We start from the raw sequence: 15,136 nt of genomic DNA on the forward strand, positions 1-15,136 counted from the left end.
ATCAGGCGAAAGTCAGCCGGCGCGTTGCGCCGCTTTGGCGAGATCGTGCCAGGTGACGCCGTGGTGATTGGTGCCCTTGGCGGCCTTGGCGAGGCTCGCGACGGCGTTGGTGCCGATGCGCGCGGTCTTCGCCTGGGGCGGCGTCCATTGCGTGGTGGCGGATGCCGCGACGACGCCGGTCGCCTCGGTCTCCGCGGGCGCCTCGCGGTCGTCCCCGGCCGCCTCGGTGGTTTTGTCCCGCACCATCACCATGACCGGACCGGTCGGTGCGGGCGGAGGGCTCGCGCGGGTCGCGGAGCGTTGATAGGGCGTCTCGTGCGGCGCCGTCGCGCGGGTGCTTGCGGCCGGGGGGCGCGATGCGGAGCGGGCGCGGGCGAGGCTTGCCTCGCGCTCGGCCATCAAACGGGCCCGGGCGGCGTTGCGGATCCGCTCGGCCGCCGGAACGGGCGCCTCTTCCCCATAGGGACGGCGGCCGTCGCCCGATGCGGGCGCGTTCGTCGGCGTGGTGGGCTCGGGCCGTGCCTCCACGGGGCGTGGCGCAGGCGGCGCCGGCGGCATGTCCACGCGCTTCGAGCCGGCTTTGAACGCTTCGGTGGTCCGGCTCGTCGCCTCGTCGACATCGTTCATGACCATGCGCGCCTCGTTGAGGCGGGCGGCGAGGGTGACGGCCATGTTGCCGCCGTCGGCCTGAAGCGCTCGGATCGCGTCCCGTGCCCGGTCGAGTGCTTCCGACGAGCGCGCGAATTCCTTCGCGGCCTGCCCCTGGAGCGCGTCGAACCGGCGGAGCCTGCGGTACATCAGCAGAACGGAGCCCGAGGTCGCGGCGAGGGCGCTCAGGAGAACAAAGTCAATGATTGAGGATATCACCTAAGAACTCCTGCTCCGGATCGAACACATCATCGATCCTCAGTTTGTAGACACCATCGGATTGTCCGAGTTGACACCAGAAGAGCGGTTGCTCGTTGGCTTCCAGCTTGACCGGGGTCTTCGGGGTGGCCGTCAGCGGGATCAGAGAACCCGGCTTCAGTCGCGCGATTTCGTCGAGCGTCATGTCCTGTTCTTCGAGGATCGCGCGGAGCGAGACCTCGGCGCGGGTGACGCCGGCCTGCATCTGCCGCACCCATGTCGGGTCGCGCGTACCCGGCTCGCTGCCGGCCATCGTGGAGAGCGCGCGGCGGACCATCTGGAGGCCGGCATGAGGCAGGATGATGAACATCTCGCCGCCGCGATTGATCGCCTGAACGAGGAATTTGGCGGCTGCGGCCTGCGAGTTGCGCCGCCCGATCACCGCGAAATGCATCCGCGTCTCGAGCCGCTCGAGCCGGAAGGTCGCTTTCGTGGCGACCGAAAAGGCTTGGCTGAGGGTGCCGCAGATCATCTCGGCGAGCTTCGCGCAGATCTTCATCTCGATATTCGAGAAGGTGCGCCCGTCCTCTTCCGGCTGCTCGTTGCCGTCGCCGCCGAACATTACTTCGACGATGGTAAAGATGAAATCGCGATCGAAGCCGAGGACGACTTCCGAGTCCCACTCCGGGACTTCGAGGATCGCGGTGACGGCGTTCGCCTCGTAGGGCTCGAGCAGGTCGCCGATCCGGCCCTGCTCGATATCCATCACCGAGAAATAACAGGGCGAGGCGGCGATGGAGCGGAGCTGCTCGGCGCATTGGTTCGCCACGCGGTCGAAGATGACCGGCAGCATCGGCAACCGGTCGATCTGGATGCCGGCGGCTTCGAGTAGCCGGTCGGAGACGGAGTTTCCATCGATGCTCATGAGATCCTCAAGCCGCCTGCTTGTCGCCGCCGCCGAGGGCTTCCTGCTCGACTTCGTCGATCGTCGGGCGGTAGCCGGAGGCGATGGTCTTGCGGCCATGCTCGAGTGCGATCTGGGGCATCGCGCCGTTGATGTAGGCGAGCAGTGCCTGTTTGGTGATGAGGAACGGCTTCATCTGCTTCTCGCGGATCGTCTTGATCTTGGAGGACATCGGCGAGAAGAACGCGTACGATGACAGGATCCCGATGAAGGTGCCGACGAGCGCCGCGGCGATGAGCCCGCCGAGGATCTCCGGCGACTGGTCGATCGCCCCCATCGCCTTCACGATGCCGAGGACGGCGGCGACGATGCCGATCGCCGGGAGGGCGTCCGCGATCTCGCCGAGGGCGAGGGCGGGTTTCAGCTTCTCCTTGCGGATCGTGTTGATTTCCTGGTCCATCAACGCCTCGATCTCGAAGCCGCGGGCGTTGCCGATCAGGATGAGCCGCACATAATCGCAGATGAAATTGAGGAGCAGCTTGTCCTTCAAGATGTTGGGGAACTGCTTGAAGAGCTCGGATTCTTCCGGATTGTCGACATGAGCCTCGACTTCGTTGCGGGGCTTGGCCTTCAGATCACGCATCAGCGCGAAGAGAAGGCCGAGAAGCTCCAGGAAGTCTTTCCGCTTGGGCGACTTGCCGGTCGAGGCGTCCATGATGGCGCCGAGCGTCTGCTTGGCCATCGCGAGCGGGTTCGCCACGATGAAAATGCCGGCGGCGAGGCCGAAGATGATGAGGAATTCGAACGGCTGCCAGATGACCTCGATGTGGCCACCCATCGCCATGAAGCCACCAAACATCGAGCCGATGCCGATGACGAGACCCAATATGACTGCCAAGAGTTCATCTCCCGTATGACGCAACGGGATTAGAGCCTCCTGAACTTGTCCGAGGCTGGTCGCAAAGCAGGTTTCGCGTCTCCGGATGGAACAGCGCCGCGCGCACAGCCCCGGCCCAGCGCTGTCACCGATAGTGACCGCCTCACCGCGCGCCGCCTGCCATCCAGCGGCTGGCGGTCCTACAGGGGGACATTAGAATGAGTGTCTCAGTCAGCTATCGCCTGATCGCTCAGAACTTGGACCGCTCGCTCGCGATCACGGCGAACCAGGCGCCGGTCAAGCTCGAGAGTGAGTATTATCTCGAGAACTTTCGCAGCGTCACGAGCATCGACGAATTCGTCGCCGACACCCGGCTCTTTCGCTTCGCGATGACGGCGTTCGGTCTCTCCGATCTCGCCTTCGCGAAAGGCTATATGCGGAAGATCTTGGAGGAGGGGGTCCTCGAACCCGATTCCCTCGCCAACCGCACGTCGGACTATCGCCTGCGCGAGTTCGCGGCGGCGTTCGATTTCGACTCCTTCGGCGATCTGACGATGCAGCGCGAGGCCACCGGTCAGGCCGTCATCGATCGCTATGTCCGGCAGACGATGGAAGTCGATGCCGGCGAAGTCGACGGCGAAGGCGTTCGCCTCGCGCTCTATTTCGAGCGTATGGCGCCCGACATCACCACCGCCTACGACGTGCTCGCCGACCCGGCGCTCTTCAAGGTCGTGCGGACGGTGCTCGGCCTCCCCGCCGCGTTCGCGGCCATCGACATCGATCGGCAGGCCTCGCTCATCAGCGAGCAGCTCGATATCGCCGCCTTTTCCGATCCCGAAGAGCTCTCCCGCTTCCTCACCCGCTTCACCGCGGTGTGGGACGCGACGGAGTCCACCTATTCCGACCCGGTGCTCAGCCTTTTCGGCGTCGGCGCCGCGCCGCCGAGCGTGTCGCTCGATCTCGCTTTGTCGGTTCAGTCTTTCCGTCTCGGAGGGTTGTGAGTGGCGTCGGATATCTACGTCGCCTTGTCGGGACAATTGGCGACCGAGCTGCGGCTGTCGACGGTCGCCAACAATGTCGCGAACATGCGCACCGCCGGCTTCCGCGCCGAGGTCGTCTCGTTCGACACGGTGCTGTCAGACTATCGCCGCGACCAGGTCGCCTTCGCCAATGTCGGGGACGCGTTCATCGACCGTTCGCTCGGTCCGATCGAAGCCACCGGCAACCCGCTCGATGTCGCGATCGCCGGCGATGCCTGGTTCGGGATCGAGACACCCTCGGGCCTTGCCTATACGCGCGACGGCCGGTTCACCATCGACAATGAGGGTGAGCTTCGGACGCTGACCGGATATCGCGTCGCGGACGAAGGTGGCGCGCCGATCCAGCTCCTGCCGGGCGGTGGTCCGGTCTCGATCGGATCCGACGGGACGATCGCGCAGGACGGCCGCAATCTCGGTGTTCTCGGTCTTTTCGACCTGCCGGCCGGTGCGGTTCTGACCCGCTATGGCGATACGGCGCTCGTGTCGGATTTGCCGGGCGAGCCCGTCGTCGATCGCGCGGCCAATGGGGTGCGCCAGGGTTATCACGAGGGATCGAACGTCGATCCGATCCAGTCGATCACCGAATTGATCGAGATCCAGCGCGCTTTCGATCGTGCGGAGACGGCGGCGAAAGATCGCTTCTCGTCCCTCGAACAGGCGGTCCGCATCCTGGGCGCCGATTAGATCCTGGGCGTAGACGAGAGCCGGCGAGGCGAACCGACACGCACGCGCGCCTCCTGACCCTCCGGCGCAGTTTGCGTCGCGACATGGTCCCATGTCGGCGACGCGCATTCTGGAGACGACCGCACCACAGGTACCCGGCGGCCCCGTCCGCGGGCCGACCGTTCCGAGGGCATGCGGCCCCTCGAAGACCGACCGTATGAACCGGCGGCTCCCGCGCAGCATCTCGGGCACGCGAGCCGATCCGCAATGGGAATGAAAATGGGCGTTTTGGATCAAATGGCGTCAGTGCTCGCCGGCCATCATCGTCCCGCAGTGCGCCTGTCCGGCGTCGTCGACGAGGCGACGGCGGGAGAGCGCTTCGTGCGGGGGCTCTCGAACCACGCCGCGCTCGGCGACCAGCTCCTCATTTCGCACGCCAATGGACCGGCGCTCGCCGAGATCATCCGCATCGACCGCGAACGCGTCGTCGCTGCGCCCTATGAGCGGCGCGGCGCGGCCTTTCTGGGCGCCCGTGCCGCGCTGATGGGCGGTTTCGCCGTCCGTCCGCACGAATCCTGGCCTGGCCGGGTGATGGACGCACTCGCCCGCCCGCTCGACGGGCGCCGCCTCGATCTCGGTCCCGCCCGGCCGGTCGACGCCGATCCGCCGCCCGCCCTCTCACGCGCCCCGCTGACGACGGCGATGCGCACCGGCGTCAAGGTTCTCGATATCTTCGCCCCGCTGGTGGAAGGCCAGCGGGTCGGCATCTTCTCGGGCTCGGGGGTCGGGAAGTCGACCCTTCTCGGAATGATCGCCGCGGCCTCCTCCTTCGATGTCGTCGTCGCCTCGCTCGTCGGCGAGCGCGGGCGGGAGGTGAACGAGATGCTCGAAGGGCCCTTGAAGCCGCACAAGGACCGCACCGTCACCGTCGTCGCGACGGGGGACGAAACGGCGATGATGCGCCGCCTCGCGCCGTTGACCTCGATGGCCATCGCCGAGCACTTTCGCGACGCGGGGCAGCGCGTCCTCCTCATCGTCGACAGCCTGACCCGATATGCCCATGCCGCGCGCGACGTCGCCCTCGCCGGTGGGGAGCCTCCGGTCTCGCGCGGCTATCCGCCCAGCGTTTTCGCCGACCTCACCCGGCTCGTCGAACGCGCTGGCCGCGGTTCCGGCTTCGGCTCGATCACCGCCGTCTTCGCCGTCCTCGTCGACGGGGACGACATGGAGGAGCCCGTGGCGGACGCCGCCCGCGGCTCGCTCGACGGGCATATCGTTCTGTCCCGCGCGATCGGGGAGGCGGGGCGATATCCCGCCGTCGATCCGCTCGCCTCGCTCTCCCGCCTCGCGCAGCGCGCGTTTCGGGCGGACGAATGGGAGCTGTCCCGGCGCTTGCGCGGCCTCGTCGCGCGCTTCGAGGATACGCGGGACCTGCGTCTACTCGGTGGTCACAAAACCGGTGCCGACCCGGAGCTCGATCGCGCCGTCGCGCTCGTCCCCGAGATCTATGAGGCGCTGATCCAGACCCCGACCGACCCGGCCTCGTCCGATGCCTTCGCCGAGCTCGCCGCCGTTCTCGCGCAGCGGCACGGCAACGCCGAGAAGGCGAACGTCTCAGCCTGAGACAAGGACTTTCGGCAACACTGCATTTCGTCGAGTGGACGGGCGTGACGCCCGCGTGAGTTCGCCCCGTGCGGCCGGACGCCGTGATCGAGCGACGCCCAAGGAAGGGAAGTCCATGAGCCTCTACAATGTTCTGCGCACCGGCGTTTCCGGCATGGAAGCGCAATCCTATAAATTGGCGACCGTGGCGGATAACATCGCCAACGCCAATACCGTCGGATACAAGCGAGCCGACGCTGAGTTCTCTTCGTTGATTTTGGATGCTGGACCCGGAAGCTACTCATCCGGCGCCGTGACCGCGAACATCAACTATGAAATTTCCCGAGAAGGCCCGTTGAGCTACACGCTGTCGAAGACCGACATCGCCGTGCAGGGCGAGGGCTTTTTCGTCGTCGAGGGCGACAATGGCGGACGGTTTCTGACCCGCGCCGGCTCGTTCGTCATCGACGGGCAGTCCGGCAATCTCGTGAACACCGGCGGTTTCGCGCTTCTCGGCTTTCCGTCGGTCGCCGGTGAGGAGCCGGTGATCACGCTGAACGGCACGGCGGGACTCGAGCCGGTCAATATCGATTACATGAACATGCGCGCGACCCCGTCGACCTCCGGCACGTACCGCGCCAATCTCGAACTGGACGCGGAAGTCGCGACCGGCGACACGCCGTCGGCCAATGCGGTCACCTCCGAACACACGGTCAAGAGCTCGATCGTCGCCTATAATGATCTGGGCGGCGAGGTGACGCTCGACGTCTATTGGACTAAGGTTCAGGAATACGACCCCTCGGTTCCTCAGTCGGCGCAGTGGGAGGTTGTCGTCTTCGACAAGTCGACCGCCGATCCGAGCGTGACGACGGACTTCCCCTACACGAACCCCAATCCGCCGATCGGTGGGGCGACGCCGGCCAATCCGATCCTCGCCCAGGCGACGCTCACCTTTGACGAGTCGACCGGCCTCATCAGCAACGTCAACTCGACGGTGCCGGCGACCGCCTATTCCGGCCCGGTCAACTCGATCGATCCGGCGCAGCAGGCGATCCTGGAGGTGCAGCTTCCCGATTCCTCCGCGCCGCTGATGCTCAACATCACGGACACCACGCAGCTCGCCGCCGATTTCGAGCCTCTGGAAATTGCGATCAACGGCAATGCCCCGGCGACCGTCCAGGACGTATCGATCAGCGATGATGGTCGCATCTCCGCGATCTACGAGGACGGCACCCAGGTGGAATTCTACCGCCTCCCGCTCGCGAATGTTCCGAGCCCGGATCAACTCGATCCGCGACCAGGCAATGTCTACGGCGTCACGGTTCAATCGGGTGATCTGCGGATCGCGTTGCCGAACGATGCCGGCAACGGCTCGCTGGTGATCGGGGCGATCGAGCAATCGAACGTCGATCTCGCGAACGAACTCACCGGCATGATCATCGCGCAGCGTGCCTACACGGCGAACTCGAAGAGCTTCCAGACGGGCAACGAGCTCCTCGAAGTGCTCGTGAACCTCAAGCGCTGACGGCGAAGCAAAGAGCAGCACCATGAGTCTCAACGTTGCGGCCAACGTTGCGCGGCAATCCCTTCTTGTCTCGCAAAATCAGATCGCGCTGTCCGGCCGCAACGTCGCGGCGGCCAGCGACCCGACCCGTTCGCGTGCCATCGGTCTCGCCACGACGACGGCCGATGGCGGGGTCCATCTGTCCGGCATCCGCCGGGCGGAGGATCTCGCTCTCTTCACTCGGATGATCAAGGCGACCTCGGCCGCCGCCGAGCAGGACGCGATGCTCGCCCACCTCAAGGTGCTCGCCGACACGGTCGGCGACCCCCAGGACGGGGTGTCGCCCGCGGCCCTCGTCGGCGACCTGCAAGCCGCGCTCGCCGAATATGCGAACGCGCCGGACGACCCGCTGTTCGGTCAGACCGCGATCGAAACCGCGCGGGATCTCGCCGACGCGCTCAACAGGGCGGCGAACGAGCTCAATCTCCTGCGCGAATCCGCCGATCGGGAGATGGGCTCCGCGGTCGAGGAGTTGAACCGGCTTCTCGGCGAGTTCGACAAGGCGAACACCGCCATCGTGAAGGCGACTAGCACGGGCGATGACGCCACGATGTGGCAGGATCGCCGCGACGCCATCGTGGCTGAGATGTCGGAATATATCGGCATCACGACCATGCAGCGCGAGAATGGCGACGTCGCGCTCTTCACCGATAGCGGCATCACCTTGTTCGACAAGGTGGCGCGCGACGTGTCGTTCACCCGGACCCCGGTCTACACGGTCGACACGATCGGCGGCACCGTCTTCGTCGACGGGCTCGCGGTGACGGGCGACGACGCGACGATGCCCCTTCGGAGCGGCTCGATCGCGGGTCATGCCCAAATTCGGGACAATCTCGCCCCGACCTACCGCCTCCAGCTCGACGAGATCGCCCGCACGCTCACCGAAATTTTCGAGGACGGGACGGGCAGCCTCTTCATCAACGCCGGCGGGCCCGACTATGCCGGGACCATCGCCGTCGCGCCCGACGTCGATCCCTCGCAAGGCGGCGCCGTCGAGAATTTGCGCGACGGTACGGGCAATCCATCCGGTTACGCGGCCTTTGCCGAGCGGCTGTTGCAGCTCGGCGAGGACCTCACCGCGATCCAGACCTTCGACACGGACGCACAGATCACCGCGTCGGGGACGCTTCAGAACTTCGCGACGGCGTCGGTCGGCTGGCTCGAGGAGTTGCGCTCGAACGTCTCCGCCCAATCGACCACCGAGCGCGCCATCCTCGCCCGCACCTCCGACGCCCTCTCCCGCGCGACCGGGATCAACATGGACGACGAGTATGCGATGCAGCTCGAGATCGAGCGCAATTATGCGGCGAGTTCGCGCCTCATCATGATCATCGACGAAATGTTCGACACGCTCTTGAGGGTCGCCTGATGCAAACGAGCTATATTTCGACCGCGGCTTTGCGCAATGCGCCGCGCGCGTCCGTTCAGCGTCTGCAAAGCGAACTCGTTGATCGAACGACGGAAATCGCCACGCAGCGCCATGCCGATGTCGGCCTGACGCTCGGGAGCGGTACCGGGCGGACCGTCTCGACGCGCATGGATCTCGCCCTGCTCGAGACGCTGATGACGTCGAACGCCGGAGCGACGGCGCGCCTGTCGCAAACGCAGACGGCGCTGGCCGATCTCGAAACCGTCGCCTCCGAGATGTTGAGCGCGCTCGTCGCCCTGCCACCCGGGGTGCAGTCCGCGAACACGATGGAGGTGCAGGCCGTCTCCTCGCTCGACCGGCTCGCCGATCGCTTGAACGCCTCGGATGGCGGCTCGTATCTGTTCGGCGGTCTCAACTCCACGGCGCGGCCGTTCAATCGCTATGACAATGGTCCACGGGCGGCGGTGGAAGCGGCGTTCCTCGCCGAGTTCGGCGTCGCGGTCGGCAATCCGGCTTCGGCCGCGATCACGCCGGCGGCGATGGAGACCTTCCTCGACAACGCCTTCGCGAACCTCTTCGACGATCCGGCCTGGACCACGGATTGGTCGGCCGCATCGTCGACCAACATGATGAGCCGCATCGCCCCGTCCGAGCGCACCGAGACGTCGACGAACGCCAACGAGGCGGCGATGCGCGATCTCGCGCGGGGCTTCACGATGATCGCCGGGCTCGGATTCACCGCGCTCAGCCAGGAGACCCGCAACGCCATCGTCTCCGAAGCGCGTATCGTGCTCGGCACGGCGATCACCGAGGTGCTGGCGTTGAAGGGCGAACTCGGCTTTGCCGAGAATGCGATCGCCAAAGCCGACGGGCGGATGAGTCTCGCCCGAGACATCCTGTCCCTGAAAATCGCCGATGCCGAAGGCGCCGACCCCGCCGAGGCCAAGGTCCGGATCGATCTTCTCACGACGCAGATCGAGATGAGCTACGCGCTCACCAACCAGCTCTCGCGCCTCAGTATTCTCAACTACGCGTAAGGAGTCCGATTTTGCCGGCTGACAGCTATGTGGACGTGCGGGACGGGGCGAGCGATGTCCGGCGAGAGCAGGAGCGCATCGCCTTCGACCAAGGATTGACGCTGATGGAACAAGCAAGAGCCACTCCCCAATCGCCTGCGCTCGCTCTGGAAGCGTCCCGCTATATGCAAACGCTATGGGGCCACCTCATTCGCGATCTCAGCCACCCGGCGAACGATCTGTCGGACGAACTGAAGGGAAATCTCATCTCGATCGGCCTGTGGACCATCAAGGAGACCGACGCGATCATCGCGGGCAAGGGCGAGAATTGGGGCCCGCTCATCGAGATCAATCGGACGATCCGCGACGGGATCGCGGCATGAGCCCGGCATCCCGCCGGCCACGCCGGAACGAGGCCGACAACCGGCCGCCCGGCGTTCGGCCGATGCACCTGTCGTTGCGGGCAGGGGAACGGCTCTTCCTGAATGGCGCGGTGGTTCGAGTGGATCGCAAGGTGACGCTCGAGCTCCTCAACGACGCGACGTTCCTCCTCGAAAACCACGTCCTCCAGGTGGAGGATACGACGACGCCGCTCCGGCAGCTTTATTTCGCGGTCCAGGCGATGCTGATGGATCCGCAGAATGCCGAGGCGAGCCGCCGTCTCTTCGACGCGATGGCGACCGATGTGCGCCGCGTCCTCGACACCCCGCTTCTATCCGAGGGCGTGGCCGAGGCGGCGGGGCAGGTGGCGGCCGAGCGGCCCTTCCATGCCTTGCGGACGCTGCGAAATCTCTTCGCGGAGGAGGCTGCGCTCCTCGCGCTTCCGCCCGAGGCGGCCGACCCGCGCGGGCGGGACGATCGGCGGAGCCGCCGTGCCGCGTCGGAGACCGATGCGACACCGTGCGCAATCGAGCCGCCGCGCGACGACGAGGCGGCGACCGAGAACGTGCCGGGCGCCAAACGCGTCGTCGATCCGCCGAGACGAGGCCGGCCGAACCATCTTCTGAATTGAGATCCGAGCGAGGATGACATGACCACAGTTCCCCCCGTCGGCAACAATCCGCAAGGCCAGGTCGGCGATGTCACCATGGCCCAGAGCGCGCCGACCCTCGATTATGACGCCTTCCTGCGCCTCCTGGTGACGCAAATGCAGAACCAGGATCCGCTCGAGCCGATGTCGGACACCGAATACATCGCCCAGCTCGCGAATTTCTCGAATGTCGAGCAGAACATCATCACCAATGATCGCCTCTCCGCGATGATGACCGCGAATGCGCTCGGCGACGCGCAGGCGATGATCGGACGCACGATCGCGACCGCCAGCGGCGAAAGTGGGGTCGTGGCCGCGGTCCAGATCACCTCCGACGGCGCCTATGCGACGCTCGAGAGCGGCGAGAGCGTCCGCCTCGGCGCCGGCCTCACGATCTTCTGACAATGACCGAGGTCGACGCCATCGATCTGGTGCAGTCGGCGATCTTCACCGTGTTGATCGCCGCCGCGCCCGCGGTCATCGTCGCGATGGTCGTCGGCGTGGCGATCTCGCTCCTCCAAGCGCTGACCCAGGTGCAGGAAATGACCCTCACCTTCATCCCGAAGATCATCGCGATCCTCGTGGTCGCGGCGCTGTCGGCCTCCTTTATGGGGGCGCACATCTTCGCCTTCACCGAAGAGGTCTACAACCGTATCGCGATCGGGTTCTGACCGGCCGCGATCCGCGCCATCGCGGGCGGCGGCGGGGCGAAACGCGCCGCCACGCCAGCCCCACTCAAGCCTTTCCCGACAGACTTTGACGCGGCCGCAATGAGTCGGCCGGGCCGCGATCGGCCCAGCGTGCCTTGCCATGAGGGCGGACTACCTATGACGACGACAGCCAGTCCCGCGCGTGATCAGACGCGCAACGGCGTCCCGGATATCGTGCCGGCCGGAGTGCGCGACATCGCGTTCGCGGTGGGCGTCATCTCGATGCTCGGCGTTCTCATCCTGCCGATCCCAACCTTCCTCATCGATATCGGCCTCGCATTCTCGATCGCGCTCGCCGTGCTCATTCTGATGGTCGCGCTGTGGATCGAGAAGCCGCTCGAATTCTCCTCCTTTCCGACGATCCTTCTCATCGCGACGATGTTGCGGCTCGCCTTGTCGGTCGCGACGACGCGCCTCATTCTCGCCAACGGCTATGAGGGCGTGACGGCGGCGGGCAACGTCATCGCCGGGTTCGCCAACTTCCTGATGAGCGGCGACTTCGTCATCGGCATCGTCGTCTTCATCATCCTCGTCGTGGTCAACTTCCTCGTCATCACCAAAGGCGCGACCCGGATCGCCGAGGTCGGGGCCCGCTTCACGCTCGATGCGATCCCCGGCAAGCAGATGGCGATCGACGCCGACCTGTCGTCCGGCATCATCAACGAGGAAGAGGCGCAGCGGCGCCGTCGCGAACTCGAAGAGGAGAGTTCGTTCTTCGGCTCGATGGACGGCGCGTCGAAGTTCGTGCGCGGCGAGGCGATCGCCTCGCTGATCGTGATCGCGGTCAATATCTTTGGCGGGATCATCATCGCGACCACGCGATATGGAATGGAGCTGTCTTCCGCGGCCGACGTCTTCACGCGCCTGTCGGTCGGCGATGGCCTGGTGAGCCAGATCCCCGCGCTCATCATCTCGCTCGCGGCCGGTCTCCTCGTCTCGAAGGGGGGGACGCGCGGATCGGCGGACAAGGCGGTCCTCGGACAGCTCGGCGCCTATCCGCGGGCGCTCTTGATGGCGGCGACGCTGATGGCGCTGTTCGCGATCGTTCCGGGCCTTCCTTCGATCCCCTTCATTATCCTCGCCGCGGTGCTCGCTTTCGTCGCCTACACGATCCCCCGTCAACGGCGGGCCGAGGCGCTGGCGCGCGAGACGGCGGCGAAGGCCGCGGCCGACGAGGCGGTGCGATCGGCGCAGGATTCGGTCAAGGCCGAGCTCGACGTGCCGGAGATCGAACTCGTGGTCGGCAAGCAGCTCGCCCGCACGGTGCTCCGCTCGCCGACCGAGCTCGCGCATCGCGTGGCGAAGATCCGCCGCAAATTCGCGCGCGAATACGGATTTGTGATCCCCGAGATCAAGGTCAGCGAGAGCCTGACCGTGCCCGCCAAAGGCTACGAAATCCTGATCCACGGCACGGTGGTCGCCTCCCAAGCGCTCCGGGTCGGTGACTATCTGATCGTCACCGGCGAGGCGCCGTCCCCACAGGTGCCATGCGACGCGACACGCGATCCGGCCTTCGGCATGAAAGCCGTCTGGATCAACGAGGCCTTCACGGCGGACGTCAAGCGGGAGGGGTTCGTTCCGATCGACAATCTGTCGGTCGTCCTGACCCATGTCGTCGAGATCACGCGCAACAACCTCGCTCAGCTCCTGTCCTACAAAGACATGCGCGCCCTGCTCGATCGCCTCGATCCCGAATATAAGCGCCTCATCGACGAGATGGTCCCGTCCCAGATCTCGAATTCCGGGCTCCAGGCCGTCCTCAAGCTCCTCCTCGCCGAGCGAATCTCGATCCGCAATCTCCATCTCATCCTCGAGGCGATCGCGGAGGCGAGCCCGCACGCGCGCCGGGCCGAGGCGGTTGCCGAACACGTGCGCATCCGCATGGCCTCGCAAATCTGCGGCGACCTTGCCGAGAATGGGACGCTTCACGTGTTGCGTCTCGGCAATCGCTGGGATCTCGCCTTCCATCAGGGGCTGAAGCGCGACGCCAAGGGTGAGGTCGTGGAACTCACTCTCGATCCGCGCCTCGTCGAGGAGTTCGGCGAGGCGGCCTCGAAGTCGATCAAGGAGCTGATGGCGATCCATTCACGCTTCGCGATCGTCACCGCACCCGATGCGCGTCCCTATGTGCGGATGATCATCGAGCGCATGTTCCCCTCGATTCCGGTCCTGTCGCATCTCGAAATCGCGCGTGGCGCCACGGTCCAGCCGATCGGCTCGATCTCGTGAACGAGGCGGCGCTTTCGAGCGTCGTTCTGGGCCTCGCCGTGGTGTTCGCGCGCGTCGGGGGTGTGTTCATGATCGCACCGGGATTTTCCTCGATGCGGATCCCGGTCCAGGTGCGTCTCTTCCTGGCGCTGGGGCTCGCCCTGTCGATCGCGCCGGTTGCGATTGATCGGGCGATCCTCGCTGTCGGCAACGCCGCGCCGGCCGATATCCTCATCCTTCTCGGAACCGAGACGATCATCGGTCTCCTCATCGGGCTTTTGTCACGCCTTCTCTTCATGGCGTTGCAGACGCTGTCGGTCGGCATCGCGAACGCGATCGGGCTCGGCGGCATTCCCGGCGCGGGGATCGAGGGGGGAGAGCCGAGCCAGGCGGCGGCCAATCTCTTCATGGTGACGGCGGTGGCCATCCTCTTCCTCGCGGACCTTCATTACGAGATCCTGCGCGCGCTCGTCGGCTCCTATCAGGTGATCGGGCCGGGGGACGGGCTCGACCTTCGCGAGGCGTTGGTGTCGGTGACCGACCGCGCTTCGGAAGCGTTCTTCGTGGCGCTTCGCCTGGCGGCGCCCTTTCTCATTTATTCGGTGGTCGTCAACTTCGCCGTCGGTCTCACCAACAAGCTGACCCCGCAGATCCCGGCTTTCTTCGTGGCGCTGCCGTTCATCACGGCGGGCGGTCTCCTGATGATGGCGGTCACGATCCGCGAGATGATGTTCGCCTTCATGGACGCCTTCCGCCAGCTCGCGGAGGCGCTGTGATGGGCCGGTCCGCCGATCGTCTGCGCCGTGTCGCGGAGGCCCAGCGCGCGCTCGCCCGCCTCGCCGCGGCAGAGCACCGCGCCGCCGAAGACGCCTATCGCGAGAGCGAGGCACAGGGCGCGGCGATCGTCGAGGCGCTCAACGAGGACAGCCCCCTCCACGGCATGATCGTCACGACGATGGCCGGCGCGCTGCAACGCAACGCGCGGCGGACCGAGGAACTGCGCCGCCGCGCGGCCGCCGCCCATCACCGCCACGCGAAGGAGGACGTCGCGGCGCGCCGCCTCGACGAGAACGCGAAGACGGCCGAAGCGGGCGAGCGTCGCAGCGAGGCGGCCAAGCAACTTCTCGTCATCGCGCTCGAACATCTGCAGCGCAGGCGATGACGACCCCCTCCAGGCAAGCCTGCCGACAGGCTCCGCGCTTAGCCTCTCTCGAGCGGTGCTTCGCGCGCCATGCTCGGACGATTTCAGTTATCGCGAAGCCCGGCCTCGTCCCCCGCGCCACGCCCGGACACCGCGACGCCGATCG

The 15,136-nt window shown here is 66.1% G+C and carries 16 protein-coding genes; 13 read left to right on the forward strand and 3 right to left on the reverse strand.

The genetic code is table 11. The features are described 5' to 3' along the window. Window positions 1-12 precede the first annotated feature (12 nt). Genes fliS through motA form a run of 3 tightly spaced genes read right to left on the reverse strand, consistent with a single transcriptional unit; the run spans window position 13 to window position 2,648 of the window. Window positions 13-867, reverse strand: a complete 855-nt coding sequence (gene fliS, locus L1787_RS03490; RefSeq protein WP_235707108.1) for a flagellar export chaperone FliS — start codon at window positions 865-867, stop codon at window positions 13-15. Continuing rightward, the gene (locus tag L1787_RS03495; protein WP_235707109.1) at window positions 848-1,771 is read right to left on the reverse strand and encodes a flagellar motor switch protein FliM; all 924 of its coding nucleotides are present in this window, start codon (window positions 1,769-1,771) and stop codon (window positions 848-850) included. Before L1787_RS03495 ends, fliS begins: the two co-directional genes overlap by 20 nt. Before the next feature lie 7 nt (window positions 1,772-1,778). After that, the gene (gene motA, locus L1787_RS03500) at window positions 1,779-2,648 is read right to left on the reverse strand and encodes a flagellar motor stator protein MotA (RefSeq protein ID WP_235707111.1); all 870 of its coding nucleotides are present in this window, start codon (window positions 2,646-2,648) and stop codon (window positions 1,779-1,781) included. 197 nt (window positions 2,649-2,845) lie between these two features. Between motA and L1787_RS03505 the strand changes: the two genes are divergently transcribed. The 13 genes from L1787_RS03505 to L1787_RS03565 all read left to right on the forward strand — a co-directional run bounded on the left by L1787_RS03505 (window position 2,846) and on the right by L1787_RS03565 (window position 14,991). Then, complete coding sequence (locus L1787_RS03505; RefSeq protein ID WP_235707113.1) at window positions 2,846-3,628, forward strand: DUF1217 domain-containing protein; 783 nt, start codon at window positions 2,846-2,848, stop codon at window positions 3,626-3,628. Next, window positions 3,629-4,351 carry a flagellar basal-body rod protein FlgF gene (gene flgF / locus L1787_RS03510; RefSeq protein WP_235707115.1) on the forward strand — a complete coding sequence of 241 codons (723 nt, stop codon included), beginning with the start codon at window positions 3,629-3,631 and terminating at the stop codon, window positions 4,349-4,351. 276 nt (window positions 4,352-4,627) lie between these two features. Continuing rightward, on the forward strand, window positions 4,628-5,953 hold the full coding sequence (locus L1787_RS03515; RefSeq protein ID WP_235707117.1) for a FliI/YscN family ATPase: 1,326 nt from the start codon (window positions 4,628-4,630) through the stop codon (window positions 5,951-5,953). 115 nt (window positions 5,954-6,068) lie between these two features. Next, the gene (locus L1787_RS03520) at window positions 6,069-7,457 is read left to right on the forward strand and encodes a flagellar hook protein FlgE (protein WP_235707119.1); all 1,389 of its coding nucleotides are present in this window, start codon (window positions 6,069-6,071) and stop codon (window positions 7,455-7,457) included. Window positions 7,458-7,479: 22 nt separating this feature from the next. Beyond that, window positions 7,480-8,865 (forward strand): flagellar hook-associated protein FlgK, encoded by a 1,386-nt coding sequence (gene flgK / locus L1787_RS03525; protein ID WP_235707120.1) that lies wholly within the window; start codon window positions 7,480-7,482, stop codon window positions 8,863-8,865. Further along, on the forward strand, window positions 8,865-9,902 hold the full coding sequence (locus tag L1787_RS03530; RefSeq protein WP_235707121.1) for a flagellar hook-associated family protein: 1,038 nt from the start codon (window positions 8,865-8,867) through the stop codon (window positions 9,900-9,902). The genes flgK and L1787_RS03530 overlap by 1 nt, the downstream gene beginning before the upstream one ends. Window positions 9,903-9,913: 11 nt before the next feature. After that, window positions 9,914-10,264, forward strand: a complete 351-nt coding sequence (flaF, locus tag L1787_RS03535; RefSeq protein WP_235707122.1) for a flagellar biosynthesis regulator FlaF — start codon at window positions 9,914-9,916, stop codon at window positions 10,262-10,264. Then, the gene (flbT, locus tag L1787_RS03540) at window positions 10,261-10,893 is read left to right on the forward strand and encodes a flagellar biosynthesis repressor FlbT (protein ID WP_235707125.1); all 633 of its coding nucleotides are present in this window, start codon (window positions 10,261-10,263) and stop codon (window positions 10,891-10,893) included. The genes flaF and flbT overlap by 4 nt, the downstream gene beginning before the upstream one ends. Window positions 10,894-10,911: 18 nt before the next feature. Next, window positions 10,912-11,313, forward strand: a complete 402-nt coding sequence (gene flgD, locus L1787_RS03545; protein WP_235707127.1) for a flagellar hook assembly protein FlgD — start codon at window positions 10,912-10,914, stop codon at window positions 11,311-11,313. A gap of 2 nt (window positions 11,314-11,315) precedes the next feature. Then, window positions 11,316-11,582: a flagellar biosynthesis protein FliQ gene (gene fliQ / locus L1787_RS03550; RefSeq protein WP_235707129.1), complete on the forward strand. Its 267-nt coding sequence runs from the start codon at window positions 11,316-11,318 to the stop codon at window positions 11,580-11,582. A gap of 156 nt (window positions 11,583-11,738) precedes the next feature. Continuing rightward, the gene (gene flhA / locus L1787_RS03555; RefSeq protein WP_235707130.1) at window positions 11,739-13,850 is read left to right on the forward strand and encodes a flagellar biosynthesis protein FlhA; all 2,112 of its coding nucleotides are present in this window, start codon (window positions 11,739-11,741) and stop codon (window positions 13,848-13,850) included. Beyond that, on the forward strand, window positions 13,847-14,605 hold the full coding sequence (locus tag L1787_RS03560; RefSeq protein WP_235707133.1) for a flagellar biosynthetic protein FliR: 759 nt from the start codon (window positions 13,847-13,849) through the stop codon (window positions 14,603-14,605). The genes flhA and L1787_RS03560 overlap by 4 nt, the downstream gene beginning before the upstream one ends. Next, entirely contained in the window at window positions 14,605-14,991 is a 387-nt protein-coding gene (locus L1787_RS03565; RefSeq protein WP_235707134.1) for a hypothetical protein, read from the forward strand. Before L1787_RS03560 ends, L1787_RS03565 begins: the two co-directional genes overlap by 1 nt. The last annotated feature ends 145 nt before the right edge of the window (window positions 14,992-15,136 follow it).

It is taken from the genome of Acuticoccus kalidii (assembly GCF_021556395.1).
GTDB lineage: Bacteria > Pseudomonadota > Alphaproteobacteria > Rhizobiales > Amorphaceae > Acuticoccus > Acuticoccus kalidii.

What these genes read in the sequence shown, in the direction of transcription:
- L1787_RS03515 (WP_235707117.1), top strand. Translation starts at nt 4,628, where the DNA reads ATGGCGTCAGTGCTCGCCGGCCATCATCGTCCCGCAGTGCGCCTGTCC.
- L1787_RS03495 (WP_235707109.1), bottom strand. Translation starts at nt 1,771, where the DNA reads ATGAGCATCGATGGAAACTCCGTCTCCGACCGGCTACTCGAAGCCGCC.
- flbT (WP_235707125.1), top strand. Translation starts at nt 10,261, where the DNA reads ATGAGCCCGGCATCCCGCCGGCCACGCCGGAACGAGGCCGACAACCGG.
- L1787_RS03530 (WP_235707121.1), top strand. Translation starts at nt 8,865, where the DNA reads ATGCAAACGAGCTATATTTCGACCGCGGCTTTGCGCAATGCGCCGCGC.
- flgK (WP_235707120.1), top strand. Translation starts at nt 7,480, where the DNA reads ATGAGTCTCAACGTTGCGGCCAACGTTGCGCGGCAATCCCTTCTTGTC.
- L1787_RS03520 (WP_235707119.1), top strand. Translation starts at nt 6,069, where the DNA reads ATGAGCCTCTACAATGTTCTGCGCACCGGCGTTTCCGGCATGGAAGCG.
- L1787_RS03565 (WP_235707134.1), top strand. Translation starts at nt 14,605, where the DNA reads ATGGGCCGGTCCGCCGATCGTCTGCGCCGTGTCGCGGAGGCCCAGCGC.
- L1787_RS03505 (WP_235707113.1), top strand. Translation starts at nt 2,846, where the DNA reads ATGAGTGTCTCAGTCAGCTATCGCCTGATCGCTCAGAACTTGGACCGC.
- flgD (WP_235707127.1), top strand. Translation starts at nt 10,912, where the DNA reads ATGACCACAGTTCCCCCCGTCGGCAACAATCCGCAAGGCCAGGTCGGC.
- fliQ (WP_235707129.1), top strand. Translation starts at nt 11,316, where the DNA reads ATGACCGAGGTCGACGCCATCGATCTGGTGCAGTCGGCGATCTTCACC.
- flhA (WP_235707130.1), top strand. Translation starts at nt 11,739, where the DNA reads ATGACGACGACAGCCAGTCCCGCGCGTGATCAGACGCGCAACGGCGTC.